The sequence below is a fragment of the Gordonia aurantiaca genome, assembly GCF_039939235.1.
In the GTDB taxonomy this organism is placed as follows: Bacteria; Actinomycetota; Actinomycetes; order Mycobacteriales; family Mycobacteriaceae; genus Gordonia.
In genome coordinates this window covers 158,443-176,377 of the sequence record NZ_JBDUUF010000007.1, presented here as the reverse complement: position 1 = coordinate 176,377, position 17,935 = coordinate 158,443, and the positions used below count along the sequence as shown (strand labels likewise).

Genomic DNA, 17,935 nt, shown 5'->3' with positions numbered 1-17,935 from the left:
ATGACTCAGCCAGGATTCGGTGCTGCCATGACTCAGTGCCGGATCGGCGCCGGGCTCCACAGTCCGCTGCGGGTCTCCGTGCCCGTCTCGATCTCGGCCTGCTCCTCGACCCCGCCGTACGGTTCGTACCGCTCCAGCGCGCCCCAGTCCCGGCCGATGTCGGCCATCAGATAGGTCGGCAGCGCGGTTGCCTGCTGCGACACCTCGAGCCAGCCGAGGGGGCCGCCGCCGAACCGGTTCTGCCACGCCGACACCGCGGCGGCCAGATCCGAGCCCGGCTTGATGCGCCACTCGGGGATCTCGGCGATGCCCACGTCGTGGAGGAACGGTCGCTGGCACGGGAACGCCAGGCCCGACGTCCAGTCGACGTGCACCGGATCACTGCTGCCGACGACCTCTTGCAGGGTCTTCATCCTCGGCACCCGCGGTGGGGTGAGCACGATGAACCGGTCCTCGTTGAGGTTGTCGTCGGTCGCGACGATCCGCACCGCGGTGGTGTCGGCGGGCAGTTCGCTGGTGTTGTAGCGCAGGTTTCGCCAGGCCGGGCGCGGACCGGGATCGATGAGTTCGGTCTCGCCGTCGGGTTCGAGGTCGCCATCCGCGGTGCCCGGGCCGATGGGCTGCGAGGTGTACTCGAGCATCACGTTCGGGTTGTCGTACTCGCCGGCCACCGACATCGTGAGCAGGGGACGGTCACGCCAGTCCTTCGGGAGCGCGTACCAGCCGGAGGTGAGGCGCGCCGGGACCTGCTCGAGCTTGGAGTAGCTGCCCATCACCGGGGTGGTCTTCGGGTCGAGGAAGAACGGCAACGCCGCGGTGCTGCCGTTGACGCCGGGTTCGGCGATCTCGCCGCCACCCGTGCCGCCGGGATTGGAGTTGAGCAGACTGGGGTCGGCCCAGACGTTGCCGGACAGGACTCCCAGGGAACCCTCGCTGGCCGTGGACGACAGGTCGAGCGGGACGCCGTTCGGGGAGAAGCCTGCGGTCTTCGGGGAGGTGCCGGGCTCGGGTGCGGGCCCGCCGAGCGGGTTGGCCAGCGACGGGTCCACCGGGCGCAGCATGTCTCGGTTGGGGTCCTCCTCGACCCATACCTTGTCGGCCATGCCGCACTGCTTGCCGGCGAGCGCGGCGAGGTTCGACCGTGGCACCGAGAACGACTTCGACTGGTGGATGCCGGCGAACACCGCGGTGATGATCTCGAAGACGACGATCGCCAACGCCAGATACGCCAGCGGTGCGGCCGCCACCGAAGCGAGCACCCGGCGGTACCAGGGGCGGCCGGAGAGGTCGGCGGGTTGGGTCGGGCCGCCGTCCGGCGAGTGCGGATCGGCTCCGGTGAACGGTTCACGGAAGTGGAACCACAGCGCCAGCAGGAGCAGGGCGAGCGCCGCATACAGGAAGACGCTGCCCAGCATGATGCCGCCGACCTTGACCTGCTCATACGCCCAGGGCATGCCCCACGCGGAGTAGTAGTAATACGAGTTCGGGGCGGTGAAGGCGAGGCCGCCGACGAACAGCACCAGCGCGCAGAACAGGGTGCGGTTGCGGCGCGAGTGCATCGATTGCTGGCCGGCCGCGATCGCAGCGATGGCGGCCAGGGCCGCCGCGATCCCGGCGAACACGCCGAAGTGGTGCGTCCACTTGGTGGGCGTGAACATGAGGAACACCAGCGACGCGAAGGTGATCGCGACGATGCGCCGGGTGGGTCCGATCGCGGTGCCGGGGATGCGGTTCTTGCGGATCAGGACCGCCGCGGACACGACGAGGCCGAGGATCATGGCGAGCACCGCGAAGCGCCGGGCGATGTCGCCGTCGGCGGAGAACGCGAACAGCGCCGAGTAGCGGCCCATCTCGTTGTACCAGTTCAGCGACGGCCCCAGCGCGGTCTTCATGCTCGACGCCTCGGAGAACGAACGCAGCGTCAGATTCGAGAACACCACGAAGACCACGAACACGCCGGCCGCCAGGATCGGTGCGATAAGCGCGACGAACGACCACCGCAGGGAGCGCTTGGAACGCCTGTCCGCCGGCACCGCCTCGTCGGTGACCACCCGGGCCCGCTTGATGAGGGCCATGATCATCGGACGTGCCCCGGCGATCAGCGCGGCGACGGCCAGCAGCCCGGTCGGACCGGCGGCCAGGCTGAACGCGCCGACCGTGCAGGCCACCGCCGCGGGCAGCAGTCGGCCGGTGGCGATCGCACGCTCCACCGAGCACCAGGTCAGCAGCGCGCCGAGACAGATGATCGGCTCGGGACGGAGACCGTTGTTGAACGGGAACCAGCACGCCAGGAAGATGAACGCGGCCGTCCAGGCGACCATGGGGCGGGTGATCGCGGCGCGGCCCAGCCGCGGGATCACCTCGTGACTCACGATGAGCCACACCAGGATTCCGCACGCGAGGGCGGGCAGGCGCATCCATGGGCTGGCCACCGACACGTGGCTGAGCAGACCGAAGACCTGGTAGTACCAGCCGAACGGGGCCTCCGGCGCGCCGTACCAGCGGAAGTAGTTCGCGGTGTAGTCGGTGTCCTGCGCGACCCGCGACATCGTCAGCAGGTAGCCGTCGTCGGAGGTGTTGGGTCCGATGAAATGCCACAGGATCAGCGCGCCGATCACCACGTGGTCGCGGGCGTTGAGGCGCCACCAGCGGGCGGGGAAGAACCGGCGGTGCTTGCGGCCGTCGGTGGAGTCGAGGACTGCGAGTGCGGCCAGCGACAGCAGGGTGCAGGCGATGCCGACGACGATGACCAGCCACTTGGCAATGGTCGGCGCGGTGTTGTAGCGGGAGTCGACGGTGATGTGCGCGTCGAGCCCGGTGAGGTCGGCGGACGGCCCGGTGAGGTCGGTGAAGATGCCGGTGACCTGGGGGCGCTGGTCCGGCCAGTACTTGAACGCCTCTTTGTCCTCCGTCGAACCCGAGAGCGGTTCACCGGAATCGTCGGTCATCCCGGTGAATTCGGCTGTGACGGTATCGGAGTCGGCATGCACGACGATCTCGCGGCAGTTCTGGTCGCGCATGTCGGCGACGCTGGCCGACACCAGCGGGACGTTGCGGATCACCACCTCGACGCCGCGGCGTTCGGCGGGGGCGTCGGCGGCGCCGGTCGTGCGGACGAACAGCCCGCGTTCCGCGGACTTCTCGGCCTGCTTGGGGGTGGTGGAGAACAGGACCGATCCCCCCGGCGGAAGATCGTCGACGGCGGTGCACGGGATCGTCACGTCGAGATCGACCGGGGTGTACCCGATGAGCGGGGCCGTGACGGAGCCGATCTGCCCGTTCTGGGGCCAGGAGATCTCGGCGGTCTTCTGCTCCACCGGCATCAGCGGGGTGGCCAGCGCGAGCAGGAAGCCCAGCATGCCGGTGACTATGGCGACGATCCTCGCTCGTCGAACGGTCTGCGCTGGCACAAAGAGAGATGGTAGCCGTTGGGTGGTGTCGCCCCGCCCGGCGGCGTTGCGCCCACTCCATGCGCAGGTCGCGGCGACTAAGGTGTCGTCCATGTCCGACGCCACGTCCGATCCGACCGCGCAACGCCTGCCGATCCTGCTCCTCAACGGCCCCAACCTGAACACGCTGGGCACCCGGGAGCCGGAGATCTACGGCTCGGACACGCTCGCCGACGTCGTGGAGCTCGCCGAGCGCACCGCCGCCGAACTCGGCTTCGGCTTGCGCGCCGCGCAGACCAACCACGAGGGCCAGATGATCGACTGGATCCACGAGTCCGTCGGCAAGGTCAGCGGCATCGTCATCAACCCGGCGGGGTGGACGCACACCTCGGTCGCCCTCGCCGATGCCCTGGTCGTGCCCGGTGTGCCGATCCTCGAGGTGCACATCAGCAATGTGCACAGGCGCGAGGCGTTCCGGCACCACTCCTACGTGTCGCCGATCGCCGAGGGCGTCATCGCCGGTTGCGGCATCCGGGGCTACGAGTTCGCCATCCGGCGGCTCGCCGAGCTCGTCGGATGATCCGGCATCGTCGGCAGGCCCGGCGTTCGTCGGAGTTCGTCGGCTCAGCCCATGCGTCGGCTCGGGCTCGCTGATTCCCGCTCGATGACGCGGTCGAGCGCCTTGGCCGTCGTCGCCGCGAACGGCGGCCGGATCATCGAGATGTGTTCGCCCTCGATCTCGACGATCTCGATCTTCCCCGTGGTGAAGTACCGCCACATCGCCGGGTCGTCGGGGTTGGAGCGGGTCCGCAGGACCGTGATCGGGCCCGAGTACGGGGTCGGCCGGTGCCGCCGGATCATCCGGGTGCCGAGACGGAAGAAGACCAGCCATTGCACCGGTGTCGGCAGCGACACGAGGCCCGCGGTCAGCATCAGGGCGTTGATCGCGAGTTCCTGCACCGCGTTCTGCAGCGGCGGGCCCGTGGGCTTCTCCTCGTCGGAGCCGGTGCGGTCGGGCAGCATGCCACCGGGGGCGGTCAGGCTCTTCAGCGCGGACCGGACCCGTTCGACAGGTCCCGGTCCGTTGCCCGAGAGGCGTTGCGCCAGAACCGGATCGATCGAAGAGTCGAGCACCGCGACGGTGTCACAGGTCTCGCCCGCGCGGGACAGGCGCGCCGCCACCTCGACCGCGACGAACCCGCCGAGCGAGTAACCGGCGAGCTGATACGGCCCGTGTGGTTGCACCGAGCGGATGTCGGAGATCGCCCGGCGCGCCATCGCGCGGATGGAATGGTCTGCGAGAGCGCGCTTCTCGATGCCCCGGGACTGGATGACGTACACCGGGCGCCCGGTCGAGAGGCTGCGCACCACCTGGGTGAGGCTGCTCGCGAGGCTGCCCGCCCCGCAGATCAGGAAGATCGGGGTCCCGGTGCCCTTCCGCAACCGGATGAGTGTGGCGCCCGTGGCGTTCTTCGACCGCTCCTTGGCGGCGGCCTCGATTCGTTGGGCGAACTCGGCGATGGTGGGCGCTTCGGCCAGCATCGCGGTGGTCAGGTCCAGCTGCAGGTGATGGCGGACCTCGGTGATCATCTTCGACGCGGCCAGCGAGTCGCCGCCGAGCTCGACGAAGTCGTCGTGGCGGCCCACGGCCTGTGGCTCGAGCCCGAGGATCTCGCACCAGTAGTGGTGGAGCGCCATCTCGGTGAACCCGCGCGGCGGTTCCGGTTCGGGCCGCGGCGGCGTCGGCGGCAGCGCGGCACGGTCGACCTTGCCGCGCTCGTTGCGCGGGATGCTCGCCACCACGACGATGTCGCGGGGGATCATCCACGGCGCCAAGGTCTTTGCCAGCTCCTGTCGGATCTCGGCGGGAGACGGCTGCCATTTGTTCGGGTCCACCGCGACGTGTGCGGTGAGCCGCGACTCCTCACGATTGGCCGTGACGGCCGCGTCGGTGGTCCACGGCAGCGACCGGATCGCCGACTCGACCTCGAGCGGTTCGACGAGATAACCGCGGATCTTGACCGCGTCGTCGCCACGCCCGATGAGGGTGAGCCGACCGTTGTCGTCGAATCGGCCGAGATCGCCGCTGCGATAGCGTCGTCGTCCGTCGGGAAGGGTCTCGAAGCGGGCCGCGGTCATCTCCGGATTCTCGTGATATCCGGTTGCCACATAGGCGGATTCGACGACGACCTCGCCGGTGCTCCCGGCCGGGACGTCGGCACCGTTCTCGTCGACGATCCGCACCGTCTTCGCCGGCGTGCCGACCGGGATCGCGCCCTCGGGGATCTCCACGTCGGGCGGGAACAGGTTGAACGCGAGGTTGCCGATCTCGGAGGCGCCGGCCCAGCAGCAGAACGTCGCCCGCGGCCCGATGGTCTCGCGCATGCGCCGGATGTCGTCCCGGTGCGACGGCTCGCCACACGCCGACAGCAGGCGCAGCGTGTCGATGGCATCGTCCGGCCCGAGGTCGGTCAGCCACGCGCGCAGCAGGGACGGGGTGCAGTGAGCGGTGGTGACGCCCTGTGTGTCGAGCCATTCGCGCAGGTCCGCGGTGGTGCGGCGCCGCACGTCCCACAGCAGCAGGGTCGCGCCGTTGAACAGGCTCATCGTCAGCGTGTCCATGCCGCCGCCGAACGTGAGCGGCAGCAGGACGGCGACCCGGTCGTCGGGGCCGAACCCCATGAAGCGGCGACCGTCGCGGGTGTTGTTGGTGAACAGGTCGTGGGGGAGGACCACGCCCTTGGGCACGCCCGTCGACCCGGAGGTGAAGAGCAGGATCGCGGGGTCGGTCGGTGCGGGCTCGGGGAGCTCGGCGACCGGTGTCACCCGGTGTTCCTCGTCGGCGGTGTAGCACTTCGCCCCGGACCGCCCGAGCAGGGCGGTGCGGCGCTCGGCGGGCAGCAATGGGTCCAACACCACCAGCGGACGGCCCGAGCACCAGACGGCGAGCATGGTGATCACCGAGTCGATGTCGGACTCGACCTCGACCGCCACCGGCTGTCCGGGGGCTGTCATGGCGGCGATCCGACGGGCGCGCTCCTCGACGCGGACCGCCGCGTCGGCATAGGAGATGTCCTCCTCGGGGGTGCGCAGGGCGATCGCGTCACCGCGTGCGGCCGCGACCGTCCGCCAGCGTGCCGACATCGAACCCGGCGTCTCGTCGGCGGGGATCTCGCGTGTGGGCGTCTCGGTCATGTCCTGGCGCTTTCGTACGGCCCCGTCGGGGCAGGGAATCCGCGTTGCGGGATCAGCGGTTCGGCGGTGATGCGGGCCGCGACGGCCACCCCGACGGGGCCACCCCGTCGACCGCGCCGATGCAGGAGTGCGATTTGCTGCCGGGGGTCCGATCGGGATCGGTTGCCATCGCAGACGGTCGATCTCAGCGCTCGTCGCAGAACTCGGTGATCGGCAGCCCGACGTGGCGGGCCTCGCTGGGCACGTACGCGAGCAGCTTGTCGCCGGGCTGTAGCTCGGTGACGTTGTTGACACTGCCGCCGGGGCCGAGCAGGCGCACATGCCAGTCGTCCTGGGCGATCAGGTTCATCGTCCGGCCGTTCGGGGCGACGGCGTTGATGGAGATCAGCGGCCGCTTCTCGATCTTGACCCGGCCGATGCGGACCTCGCGCACCGATCCGTCGGTGCGCACGGCGAGGACGGGCATCCCGGCCTGCAGTTCGCTGACGTAGCGGGTGCGGTTCTCCGGCCCGAGGACGTAGCTGTGCACGGCGCCGGCGTTCCAGCGGAACGGACGGGTCGGCATGTACGGAAGCGGGTGGGTCTCGCTGCAGGACAAGAACATTCCGGTCGAGAACGAGCCGATCAGGCAGCCCTCGTCCTTCTCCAGCAGCGAGCAGGTGTCGATGCAGGCGCGGTCGCCCATGCCGATGTGCTCGACCTTGCTCACCACGACCTCGGTCAGCTCCATGCGATCGGCCTGCGGGCGGACGATCTCGGCGAGCTTGAGCACGTCGTCGGCGTTGCGGGGGGCCAGCAGCAGGCCGTCGGAGCCGTGCTCGAGGACGAGCTTCACGATCTCGGCGTCCTCGATGTCCTCGACGGTGGTGACGATGCGGTTGCCGGTGTTCTCGGCTGCCGCGATCACGATCTCGAGCGGGATCTTGGTCGGGTCGGTGAAGGTCAGGGTCGTCCAACCGACCTCGCGGACGACCTCGCAGGCGGTCTGCAGGGTGGGGGCGTCGGAGACGGTGACGTGGATGCCGCGCTCGGGCTCGACGTCGGTCGGCAGGGTGGCCAGAACGTCGCGATCGGGGGCGATGACCAGATCCACCGCGGTGAGGTCGGCGTCCTCGGGGAGCTCGCCGCGCAGGGCGAGGACGCGACGGATCGTCGGCGGAAGGGCGACGAGTTGGTCGACGTCGTCGCTGATGATGGCGTCGACGCCCTGGTGGATGGCGGCGTCGACCACGGCCTCGCGTTGGGTGTCGGAGACGGTGCGGATGTCGACCCAGGCGAAGTGGCCCGCGCGGCTCTGGGGCGTGCGGCGGCCGTCGGTGCCGGCGCCCTGCGCCGGGACGATGTGGTCGGTGACGATTGCGTTGTCCATGGATACCTTCTGCTTATCTGATGTCGAAAGTCTCGGGGGTCAGGCGGATTCGAGGGTGCCGGCGCGGTCGACCGCCATCGGGGACGGGTCGCCGTGCACGATCCGGGAGAGGCGCTTGGTCACCCCGTACGGGTCGGTCGCGCCGAAGACGTTGCGCCCGAACGCGAGTCCGGAGACCCCGGCGGACATGATCTCGGCGCCCAGGGCGACCGCGTCGGAGTCGGACGACGCCTGCGAGCCGCCGGCCACGTAGAGGGGGAGCGGGCAGCTGTCGACCACGGTCCTCATCTCGTCCGGGTTGCCGCAGTAGTCGACCTTGACGACGTCGGCCCCGAGGTCGGTCGCGATGGCGGCCATGTGTGCGACCTCGTCGGCGGTGACGGGGCCGGCCGGGCGATGCGGGCCGCGCGAGTAGACCATGGCCAGCAGGGGGACGCCGAGGGTGTCGCATTCGCGGGAGACGGCCCAGAAGTCCTCGAGTTGGCGGCTTTCCGTGGGCGACCCGATGTTGACGTGGATACTCACCGCGTCGGCGCCGACGCGCAGGGCGTCCTCGACCCCGCCGACGAGGACCTTTGCGTCGCTGTCCATGCTGCGACTGGTGCCCGCGGAGAGGTGGACGATCAGACCCACCCGCGCGAATGCGTCCTCGGGGACGGTGCGGACGCGGCCGCGATGCAGGACGAGGGCGTCGGCGCCGCCGTCGGCGACGGCCTGCATGACGTTCCGCATGCGCTGGACCGAGCCCAGCGGGCCCAGGGTCACCGAGTGGTCCATGGCGACGATCAGACCGCGCCCGGTGCGCGGGTCCGATATGCGCGACAACCGGATTCTCTTGCCTCCGTGGTCGCGGCCACGCGCGGCGCGCACATCAGACATGCGAAGTTCTCCATCTCCGGCGGTTCGGCGCCACAGAGGATCCGGGCGTCGACTGGACCCTTTGCACACACGGTTAGCGAAGGGAAGCTTTAGTTAGCATAGGGTAACCTCTATTTTCATGCGAATCGACGGGTCTGTGACGTTCGCGGACCTGCGCCCGCGGTACCTGGAGCGGATCGGGGTGTCCGGGGAGATCGCGGAATCGTGCGAGTCGGACTCCGCGCTGCTCGAGACCGTCCTGGCCGCGCAGGTCGCCACGGTCCCGTTCGAGAACCTCGACATCCACGCCCGGCGGCGCACCGACATCGACCCCGAGGCGGTCGTGGCCAAGATCCTCGGCCGTCGGCGCGGCGGCATCTGTTACGAGGTCAACGGCATCCTCGCGCTGGGACTCGCCGCCCTGGGCTTCGACGTCAGGCTGCTCGGCGCCGCGGTGTACCGGCCCGACGGGGGCCTGGGCCTCCCGTTGGGTCACATGGCCGTCCTCGCTTCGAACGGGACGATGGCGTGGTTGGTCGACGCGGGTTTCGGCGGGTCGTCGGTGATCCTGCCGCTCGGCGAGTCCTGGGAACCCGAACCCCTCGACGTCACGACGTCGACCGGGCGCTACCGCACCGAGGCCGTCACCCGCAGCATCGACGAGTTCGCCCCGATGGCGCACTGGCACAGCACGAACCCGGCGGCCCGCTTCACACGGTCGATCATCGTCTCGCTCACCACGGCACGGCAGCGCATCACGCTGTCGTTGTCGCCGGCGGCGCCCGGCGCGCCGAACGGCTTCGTCCTGGGCGAGACCGACCTCGACACCGGCGCCGCCACACGCACCCCGGTCGCCGACGACGAGGTGTGCGACGTGCTGCGGTCGCGTTTCGGGATCGACGTGCCGGAGGTTCCGGCCCTCGGCGTATTCGGTTGAGTCCGCTGCGTCAGGCCGACACCGGTGACGCGCCGGCGTACTGCCAGCCGATCGGGAACGGCAGGCCGAAGTACACCGAGCCGAGTGCCCGGCGCTGATCTTCGCTGTCGACCCAGCTCTGCAGTGTGGCCCGGTTGAGGTGCCATTCCATCGGATCGTCGGAGAACCGGTGCAGGGTCATGGTCAGGCGCGCCGAGAACAGCTCCGCCTGCCAGACACGCGGCAGTGCCGTGTCCGAATAGGTCTCCAGCCAGCGGTCCTCGCCGCCGAGCACGTGCGCGGCCAGGGCGTGTGCGAGGACGACGGCGTCGGAGACCGCGAGATTGAGTCCCTTGGCGCCGGTCGGCGGGACGATGTGAGCGGAATCGCCCAGGAGGAAGACCCGGCGGTAGTGCATCGTCCGGTTGACGTAGCTGCGCAGGGGCGCCAGCGACCGGTCGAAGATCTCGCCGCGCTCGAGTCCGTCCGCGCAGGCGCCCTCGCAGCGGATGGAGAGTTCGTCCCAGATCCGCTCGTCGGACCAGTCGTCGAGGTCGGTGTCGGGCGGGACCTGCAGATACTGCCGGGTGATCCGCGGGCCGCGCATGCTGTGCAACGACATGCCGTTGGGGTGCGGGCAGTACATGCCCTCGTCGGTGATCGGCGCGGTGCGGGCGAGGATGCCCAGCCACGCGGCCGGGTACGTGCGGGTGATCTCGTCGAGCGCGCCGGCCGGGATGGATGCGCGGCCGACGCCGTGGAAGCCGTCGCAGCACGCCACGAAGTCCGCCTCGATCTCGTGCGCGGTCCCGTCACGCTCCACGGTGACCGTGGCGCCGTCGAGCCGGTTGTCGATCGCGGTGACGTTCGCCTCGAACTCGATGTGACCGCCCGACGAGATGCGGTCGGCGACCAGGTCTTTCACCAGCTCCTGCTGCGGGTATACGGTGGCGTGGCCGCCGACGAGGGAGTGGAAGTCCAGATGATGCCGGACGCCGTCGAAAGTGAGGTAGAAGCCGTCGTGCGTGATCCCCTCCGCGGCGATCCGATCGCCCAGGCCGACCTCGGTCATCAGGTCGACGGTGGGCTGCTCGAGAATACCGGCGCGCGTGCGCTGTTCTATGTACTCGCGGCTGCGTTGTTCGAACAGCATCGTGTCGATACCCTGTAGCGACAACAGCTTTGCCAAGGTCAACCCGGCGGGCCCGGCCCCGACGATCACGATTCGGGTCATGTGACGTCTCCCTGGAACAGATGGTTGGGCCAGCCTACTGTTCCGCAGTCGCGTGGACGCCATGGGGCCGGTCCTCAGGAGGTCTCGAGCGCTCGTCGCGCGGCGTCGGCCACGCTGCCCCGGTGGATCGCGCCGTGGCCGGGGAGCAGGATATCCGCGTCGAGCGCGGTGAACTGTTCGACGCTGCGCCGCGCGGTCGGCTCGTCGTGCTGGAACGGCGACGGGATGCACTGCGGTCCGACGATCGGCGACACCTCGTGCCCGGTCACCAGCGCGTCACCGGAGACCAGTGCGCGACCGTCGGCGACGAGGTAGGCGCTGTGGCCGTCGGTGTGACCGGGACTGGCCACCGGCACGGGCGAGCCCGGAAGGTCCAGCGCCGCACCGTCACCCGCGACCTCCCCATGCGGCGACGCCGACGACAGTCCCGCCCGGCTCAGCACCCCGAGCGGGGTGACCTTGGCCAACCAGGACCACAAGCCCAGATGTGTGGCGAGCGGGGCGAGGTCGATGGCGTTGGCCTGTTGGAGACGGTGGCGCAGTGCGTGATCCACCTCGGCCGCGTCCATGTGGACATCGAACCCGTGGCGGGACTGCAGCTTTGCCAGTCCACCGAGATGGTCGACGTGTGCGTGCGTCAGCAGCGCGCCTGCGATGTCCTCCGGGCGGCGCCCGATCCGGGTGATCGACTCGACGACCTGCGCGGCCTGTCCAGGGTATCCGCCGTCGATCAGGGTGAGCGCGCCCTGCTCCTCGAGCAACACCCAGTTCACCACATCGGTGTGTACGAAATGCGTTGTCGACGACTCGCCTTCGACGGACGTGATCTCCATCGGCCGGGCGAAGGTGAGTGTCGGTCGCATGGTCACCTCCGGACGACGAGGACGAACGGGCCGATCTCGGTGACCTCGAAGCGCGGGTCGTCGAACACCGCCGGATCGAAGGTGACCGTGTAGCGCTTCACGTTCGGGTCGTTCGGGTACACGTCCTCGGCCAGGCGCAGCGAGTACCCGTCCGAGCTGTACCGGAACAGGAAGACGTTCGGCGGCCGCCACGGCGACGCGTCGAGATCGGCGATCAGCTGGTCGCTGCTCTCGGACTTCGCCCACTGTCGAATCGCCGCGGCGCGCTTGTCGAATTCGGCGAGCGGGTTCGCGTAGTGCGAGGTCAGACCCTGGAATCCCCAGTACGGGTAGATCGACAGGAAACCGTAGTCCGCGGTGAGGACGACGTTGTCGGTCGGCGGCGCGCCGGTCTGCTCCCGGATGAGCCGGTCGATCTCGACGTAGTACGACTCGGCTCCGGCCGGCCGTTCGTCGGCGCGTTCGCCGTACCCGTCGGTGTCGGTGTAGGCGGTGGTGATCTCCATGCCGAGGTGGCCGGGGATACCCTGCGCCACCGCGATCGCCGCCAGCACCGCCACCGCTCCGATGGCGGTGCGCACGTCGCCGAAACGGTCGACGGCCAACCGGGCGAGGTCGACGACCCCGAGCACACCGGCGGCGGCGAGCACCGACACCAGGATCGGCTCAAGGCGGAACGACAGCAGAGTGGTGCCGAGTGCGGTCACCAGCATCGACAGCAGGCAGAACAGGTACACCGCGAGCACCGTGACGCCGAGCGCCAGTGCGGCGGTGCGGGTGCGGAAGCGCAGCAGGATCCAGACGAGGCCGATGAGCGTGATCGCCCCGATGAGGCCCACCTGGAACATCGGCAGCGGCAGGTACGCGCCGCGTTCGGGCAGATAGTGCTCCGCGGTGCCACCGCTCGCCGGTGCGCTCGACAGGCGCTTGAGCAGGTACGGCGCCCACACCAGCAACGCGATGAGACCGGAGATGACGCCGACCGCGACCAGACGCCCGACGACGGCGGCGAGGACCCGGCGACGCCGTGCGGCCAGCGCCGAGTCCGGGACCGCCTTGTTGGCGGCCGCCCTCCAGCCCTGCACGAGGAGCCAGAGGGTGATCAGCACCGCGGTGAGGGCGAACAGCCCGGTGTAGAGCGTGTACGTCGCGGCCGAGATCCCGAAGAAGAGCCCCGACGCGAGCACCGAGGGCCAGCTGGTGCCGCGGCCCAGCGAACCGACCGGCCCCTGCGCGGCCCGGCTCTTGCCGCGCAGCGCGTAGGTGAGGGTGATGAGCATCGGCACGCCGACCACGACGAGGATCGCCGCATAGGGTTCCGGCGCCGCATACAGCAACGCTGTCGTGGTGACCGCGAGTGCCAGTGCCACACCGCGATCCGCCCCGAACATGCGGTTGAACAGGATCACGCAGACCGCGGCGGCGATCGACATCGACACGATCGCCCACGGCTTGTAGGCCTCCCAGCCCGGCTGGCCGAGCAGGTTCGCGAATCGGCCACCCCACCAGAACCATCCGGCCGGGTAGTACGGCGGGAGGTCGGGGTAGGTCATGTCCGCGAGCCGCGGGCTGGAGGTCATCCGGGTCAGGTACTCGGTCCGGAACTCCTGGTCGACCGAGAGCCCGAACAGATAGAGACGCGTTGCGCCCAGCGGCATCCCGATGGTGACCGTCACGAACGCGCTCATCGCGGCCGTAGACAGGACCGGGATCAGCACCCGGCCCCGGCGGTACCGGTACAGCAGCGCGACGACCACGAGCACCGCGATCGCGATGACCTGGCCCGCGGTGGTCAGCGACCGGGTGACGTTGCTGGAGTTGAACGCCGGCCAGTTGACCGAGTCGATCGCCTTCAGTCCCACGTAGGACACGATCCCGCCGACCACCAGTGCGGTCAGCAGTGCGAGGGCCGTGCGGGCGTACCGCCGGACGGCGGTGCCGGTTCCCTCGGCCGGTGATCCGAGCGGAGTGGGGTCAGCGGTCACAGGGGTCGTCATTGCGTCGCAATCTCGGTCGGCGCGGGCAGTGCTCGGGGAACGGCGATCAGATCGGCAGCTTGCGGAAGACCGGCCGCGGGATGTGGCGCAGGACCATCATGATGTAGCGGAAGGTGTTCGGCACCCAGACGATCTCCTTGCCCTTGATCGCGGCGGACACCACGAGGCGTGCGACGTCTTCCTTCTCGACGGTCAGCGGCGCTTCCTCGACATGCGCCGACAGGCGGGTGCGGACCTGCCCGGGACGGACGACGAGCACGCGGACGCCGAAGGGGCGCAGGGCCTCACCGAGGCCGAGGTAGAAGCCGTCGAGACCGGCCTTGGTGGAGCCGTACACGAAGTTGCTGCGCCGGACGCGCTCACCGGCGACCGAACTCATCGCGATGATCTGCCCGTGGCCCTGGGCGCGCAGCTTCTCCCCGAGCAGCACACCGACGGAAACCGCTGCGGTGTAGTTGATCTCGGCCTCGGCGACGGCGAGGGAGTGATCCTGCCACGCCTGCTCGTCGTCGCCCTGGATGCCGAAGGCCACGATCGTGACATCGACGTCGCCGTCGGCGAACGCCTTGTCGATCACCTCGCGGTGGGTGTCGGTGGCGCGGGCGTCGAAGTCGATGACCTTGACGTCGGTCGCGCCGGCCTTCTTCGCCTTCTCCACGGCGGCCTCGACGGTCGGGTCGCCGGGCAGGGCGGCCAGGATGACCCGTGCCGGGCCCTTGCTCAGGTATTCGGCGGTGATGGCGAGCCCGATCTCCGAGCTCCCGCCCAGGACCAGGATGGACTGGGGGACGCCGACGGCGTTGATCATCGTGTGCTCTCGCTTTCTGTCTCCCCGGCGAGGGGGCAGTGGGTCTGGTGGAGGTCTCGAAGCGTTTGTGGGTCAGGCGAGTTCGAGGCGACGGCCCATGTCGGACATGAACACGCGGTGCGGGTCGATGCGGCGGCGCACCGCGATCCACTCGTCGATCCGCGGGTACATCGCGTGGAAGTTCGCCGCCGACGTCCGCGAGTCCTTCGCGGTGTAGAGGCGTCCGCCCATCGCCATCACACGACGGTCGAGGTCGTTGAGGAACTCCGCGAGCCCCGCCTTGACCGGGAAGTCCAGGCAGACGTTCCAGCCCTTGAACGGGAAGCTGAGGGGTGCCCGGTTGCCGTCGCCGAACAGCTTGATCACGTTGAGGAAGCTGACATGGCCCGAGGCCTGGATGTGCTCGATGAGCTTGGTGAACTCGCCCTCGTTGCCGGTCGGCACGATGAACTGGTACTGGCAGAAACCGCCACCGCGGCCGTAGGCGTTGTTCCAGTCACCGAACACGTCGAGCATGTGGTAGAACTGCGCGAGATTCTTGACCTTGCCCTGGCTGGGCGGGCCCATCCGGTAGTACGCCTCGCCGACCGCGGCGAAACTGAGCTTGTTGGCCAGCCCGCGCGGGAAGATGTCCGGGAACCGCAGCAGCGGCTTGTTGTTGAACGACAGCGGATCCTTGCGGTACTTCTCCGGCAGCTCGTCGAGCCGGGCCAGGTTGCCGCGCGAGAACGTTCCGCGCCCGAGCTTCGGCGGGGCGCTGATGGTGTCGAACCAGCCCGACGCGTACTCGTAGCCGTCCTCGAACCCGTCCTGCAGGTGCAGGTCCAGGGTCTCCTGCAGCGACGCGGTCTGCGCGGTGTCGGCGATGAAGTAGGCGCTCTCGGTGCGCTTCATCTGGATCTTCGCGCGCAGGATGATGCCGGTGAGGCCGATGCCGCCGACCGTCGCCCAGAACAGCTCACCGTTCGGGTCGTCGCCGGAGCCGTCCGGGGTCAGGGTGAGGATGCGGCCGTCGGCCACCAGCAGCTGCATCTCGACGACGTGGTTGCCGAAGCTGCCCTGGCTGTGGTGGTTCTTGCCGTGGATGTCGTGCGCGATCGCCCCGCCCACGGTGACCTGGCGGGTGCCCGGCAGGACCGGGACCCACAGGCCGTGGGGGAGTGCCGCCTGCATCAGGGTGTCCAGGGAGACGCCGGCGTCGAGATCGACCGTCGCGGTCTCGTCGTCGATGGCGTAGATCCTGGTCAGCGGCGTCATGTCGATGGTCAGACCACCGCTGTTCTGCGCCGACTCGTTGTACGAGCGGCCCAGTCCACGGGCGATGACGCCGCGCTTGAGGTAGTCCGGCTTGTCTGCGTTGTCGTCGGCGACCCGCGCTACCGCCTCGGCGATGACCTCGGGGTACGGGGTGGACAGGACGTGACCCTCGATCGGGGTGGTGCGGGACCAGCCCACCAGCTTGCGGGTGGTGATCGGCAGCAACTCTTCAGTAGACATCGGTGAAGAGAGTACTCGGCCGCATCTGAACACCGATGAGAGACGAGGTGCGCGGGTTGTCGCACCCGGGTGCGGCTGTGGTGTCGGGCTAACCCGTGGGCCGGAGTGCGTCGGCCCCGAGGACCTTGGCCGCGGCGTTGCGGCCGGGGATGCCGCTCACCCCGCCGCCGCGCCGGGCGCCGGCCCCGGCCAGCAGCAACCGCGGGTGCGGCGTCTCCACGCCCCAGGTGCCGACCTCGGACGCGGTCTCCGCCCACGGCCACCGCAGCGGCTGGTGGAAGATGTTGCCGCCCGGCAGGCCGACGGCCTCCTCGAGGTCCTGCGGCGTCTTCACCTCGATGCACGGCCGGGCGTCCACGTCGTGGGCGATGACGTTCTGGACGGGTTCGGCGAGTACGGAGTTGAGCGAGGCGAAGGTCGCCGACACCGCGTGCTCGACCGCGCCCGGTTCGTCGAACACCTCCGGCGGCATGTGTAGCCCGAACAAGGTCAGCGTGTGTTTGCCGGCGAGTTCGGGTCCCAGGATCGACGGGTCGGACAGGGTGTGGCAGTAGATCTCGCAGGGCGGCACGTCCGGGACCTCGCCGCGAGATGCCTGCCGCCACGCCTCGTGGAGCTGCGAGGCGGACTCGTTGACGTGGAGGGTGCCGGAGAACGCGGCCGCCGGGGACACGGTCGGATCCCGCAGCGCGGGCAGCCGGTCGAGCAGGAGGTTGATCTTGAGCTGTGCGCCCCTGGGGTCCGGATCGCAGGGGATCGGATCGTCGAGCAGCAGGTTGACCGCCTGCGGGGCGCACGCGGCGTGGATCACCGACCCGCGCAGGGTGCGCGGTCCGCGCACCTGGTCGACGACCTCGACCGTGCCGTCGTGGGGGTCGATGCCGATCACCTTCGCCGACGTGCAGATCTCCGCGCCGGCCATCGCCGCCGACTGGTACAGCGACCCGGAGACGGCGCCCATCCCGCCCACCGGGACGTCCCAGTCGCCGGTCCCGCCGCCGATCACGTGATAGAGGAAGCAGATGTTCTGCCGCAGCGACGTCTCGTCGAGGTCGGCGAACGTGCCGATGAGGCCGTCGGTCGCGACGATGCCGCGCACCACGTCGTCGTCGAAGTACTGACTCAGCAGGGTGCCCAGCGGCAGGGTGGTCAGCGCCTCCCACAACTCGGCGTCGGAGGTGTCGGTGCCGACCGCGAGCTCGTGCATGTCGGCGGCGGTGCGCAGCGGCTCGATCATCGTCGGGAAGACCCGGCGCGCGATGTTGGCGACGTGCCGGTGGAACGACTGCCAGGCCACGAACGCCGCGGGCGTGAATCCGACTGCGCCGGCCCCGACGCGGTCGCCGTGCAACGCCCGGCGGAACGACGAGGCGGTTGCCTCCTCGTCCTCGTTGTCGACGAGGATGCCGCGGGACGGATCACTCGGCAGCGGCGTGTAGGAGGAGTAGCGGCGCCGGACCAGGGTGACGTCGAGGTCGAGTTCGGCGATGATCTCGCGCGGCATCAGCGAGACGAGATAGGAGTAGCGCGACAGTTTCGCGTCGAGTCCGGCGAAGGGCATCGCGGACACGGTGGCGCCGCCGATGTGATCGGCCTTCTCGAGCACCGCGACGCGGCGGCCGGCGCGTGCGAGGTAGGCGGCCGCGGTCAGACCGTTGTGTCCCGCGCCGATCACGATGTCGTCGTAGAAAGCAACTGCGGTGCCCATCGATCCAAGGTTCTCAGATCGACGGGCACCGCAGTGGCGTCCGGGAAAACTCAGGTCGGCACCGGATTCCCGGCACCGGAGCCCCGGTGACCGGTTGCCCG

General features: G+C 69.6%; 12 protein-coding genes. 2 read left to right on the top strand and 10 right to left on the bottom strand.

Annotated features, from left to right (window positions below):
• Positions 1–32 precede the first annotated feature (32 nt).
• On the bottom strand, positions 33–3,410 hold the full coding sequence (locus ABFT43_RS15045) for an arabinosyltransferase domain-containing protein (RefSeq protein WP_347961152.1): 3,378 nt from the start codon (positions 3,408–3,410) through the stop codon (positions 33–35).
• 91 nt (positions 3,411–3,501) lie between these two features.
• Here ABFT43_RS15045 and aroQ point away from each other — a divergent pair, with 91 nt between their 5' ends.
• Positions 3,502–3,969 carry a type II 3-dehydroquinate dehydratase gene (aroQ, locus tag ABFT43_RS15040; RefSeq protein WP_347961151.1) on the top strand — a complete coding sequence of 156 codons (468 nt, stop codon included), beginning with the start codon at positions 3,502–3,504 and terminating at the stop codon, positions 3,967–3,969.
• Between the two features lie 44 nt (positions 3,970–4,013).
• Here aroQ and ABFT43_RS15035 read toward each other — a convergent pair whose 3' ends face one another.
• The 3 genes from ABFT43_RS15035 to ABFT43_RS15025 all read right to left on the bottom strand — a co-directional run bounded on the left by ABFT43_RS15035 (position 4,014) and on the right by ABFT43_RS15025 (position 8,832).
• Positions 4,014–6,584: a non-ribosomal peptide synthetase gene (locus tag ABFT43_RS15035; protein ID WP_347961150.1), complete on the bottom strand. Its 2,571-nt coding sequence runs from the start codon at positions 6,582–6,584 to the stop codon at positions 4,014–4,016.
• A gap of 184 nt (positions 6,585–6,768) precedes the next feature.
• A complete protein-coding gene (locus tag ABFT43_RS15030) occupies positions 6,769–7,953 on the bottom strand; it encodes a 3-dehydroquinate synthase II family protein (protein WP_347961149.1) in 1,185 nt (394 codons plus the stop codon).
• 39 nt (positions 7,954–7,992) lie between these two features.
• Positions 7,993–8,832 (bottom strand): 2-amino-3,7-dideoxy-D-threo-hept-6-ulosonate synthase, encoded by an 840-nt coding sequence (locus tag ABFT43_RS15025; protein WP_347961148.1) that lies wholly within the window; start codon positions 8,830–8,832, stop codon positions 7,993–7,995.
• Between the two features lie 118 nt (positions 8,833–8,950).
• Here ABFT43_RS15025 and ABFT43_RS15020 point away from each other — a divergent pair, with 118 nt between their 5' ends.
• Positions 8,951–9,748 carry an arylamine N-acetyltransferase family protein gene (locus ABFT43_RS15020; RefSeq protein ID WP_347961147.1) on the top strand — a complete coding sequence of 266 codons (798 nt, stop codon included), beginning with the start codon at positions 8,951–8,953 and terminating at the stop codon, positions 9,746–9,748.
• Between the two features lie 10 nt (positions 9,749–9,758).
• On the opposite strand, the gene ABFT43_RS15015 is transcribed toward ABFT43_RS15020, so the two are convergent.
• From ABFT43_RS15015 to ABFT43_RS14990, 6 genes are all read right to left on the bottom strand, one after another.
• Positions 9,759–10,961, bottom strand: a complete 1,203-nt coding sequence (locus ABFT43_RS15015) for a 4-hydroxybenzoate 3-monooxygenase (protein ID WP_347961146.1) — start codon at positions 10,959–10,961, stop codon at positions 9,759–9,761.
• Between the two features lie 74 nt (positions 10,962–11,035).
• Positions 11,036–11,824, bottom strand: a complete 789-nt coding sequence (locus ABFT43_RS15010; protein WP_347961145.1) for an MBL fold metallo-hydrolase — start codon at positions 11,822–11,824, stop codon at positions 11,036–11,038.
• Between the two features lie 2 nt (positions 11,825–11,826).
• Positions 11,827–13,821, bottom strand: a complete 1,995-nt coding sequence (locus tag ABFT43_RS15005) for a galactan 5-O-arabinofuranosyltransferase (protein WP_347961144.1) — start codon at positions 13,819–13,821, stop codon at positions 11,827–11,829.
• Positions 13,822–13,867: 46 nt separating this feature from the next.
• The gene (locus ABFT43_RS15000) at positions 13,868–14,629 is read right to left on the bottom strand and encodes a decaprenylphospho-beta-D-erythro-pentofuranosid-2-ulose 2-reductase (RefSeq protein ID WP_347961143.1); all 762 of its coding nucleotides are present in this window, start codon (positions 14,627–14,629) and stop codon (positions 13,868–13,870) included.
• Positions 14,630–14,701: 72 nt separating this feature from the next.
• Positions 14,702–16,126 carry an FAD-binding oxidoreductase gene (locus ABFT43_RS14995; RefSeq protein ID WP_347961142.1) on the bottom strand — a complete coding sequence of 475 codons (1,425 nt, stop codon included), beginning with the start codon at positions 16,124–16,126 and terminating at the stop codon, positions 14,702–14,704.
• Positions 16,127–16,214: 88 nt separating this feature from the next.
• A complete protein-coding gene (locus ABFT43_RS14990; RefSeq protein WP_347961141.1) occupies positions 16,215–17,834 on the bottom strand; it encodes a phytoene desaturase family protein in 1,620 nt (539 codons plus the stop codon).
• Positions 17,835–17,935: the final 101 nt, after the last annotated feature.